Here is a 722-nt window from a genome sequence, read left to right as displayed (position 1 = left end):
GCTCGACATAACGCGGAAACACGCCTTCCGGTGCAGGCAAGGCGGTGCCGGGCACCAGCGCGTGGTCGGCATGGACGTGCTCGAAAGCCCGCTTGTCCACCGGCACGGCCAACAGGTCGAGCAGCTTGGCGGCCGATCCGGGAATGAAGGGTTGGCAAAGCACCGTCACCCGGCGCACCAGCTCGGCCGTCGTCCAAAGTACCGTTTCCATGCGCTCCGGATTGGTCTTCTTCAGCGCCCACGGCTCCTGGGAAGCGAAATAACGGTCCGCTTCCGCAACCACGCTGAAGATCGCCGCCAGCGCCAGATGGATTCCCTGCTCCGCCATCGCCCGGCGAGAAACGGCCAGCGCTTCGATCGCCTGGTCGAGGATCGCCGTGTCGGCCTCCGCCAACTCGCCGCGCCGCGGTACCGCGCCGCCGCAATTCTTGGCGATCATCGACAGCGAGCGCTGCGCCAGATTGCCGAGGCCGTTGGCAAGGTCGGCATTGGTGCGGTTGACAATCGCTTCATGGCTGTAATTGCCGTCCTGGCCGAACGGCACCTCGCGCATGAAGAAATAGCGCACCTGGTCGACGCCGTAGTGCTCGACCATGGTGAACGGGTCGATGACGTTGCCGACCGACTTCGACATCTTCTCGCCGCGGTTGAACAGGAAGCCGTGCGCGAAGACGCGCTTCGGCAGCGGGATTCCCGCCGACATCAGGAAGGCCGGCCAATAG

General features: G+C 65.0%; 1 protein-coding gene. It reads right to left on the bottom strand.

Annotation, left to right across the window (positions count from 1 at the left end):
• The coding region (locus tag EOD07_RS36440) for a methionine--tRNA ligase (protein ID WP_164772961.1) at nt 1-722 on the bottom strand (722 nt) is incomplete at both ends.

The organism is Mesorhizobium sp. M2C.T.Ca.TU.002.02.1.1, assembly GCF_003997225.1.
This window is presented reverse-complemented; position numbering and strand designations above follow the sequence as displayed.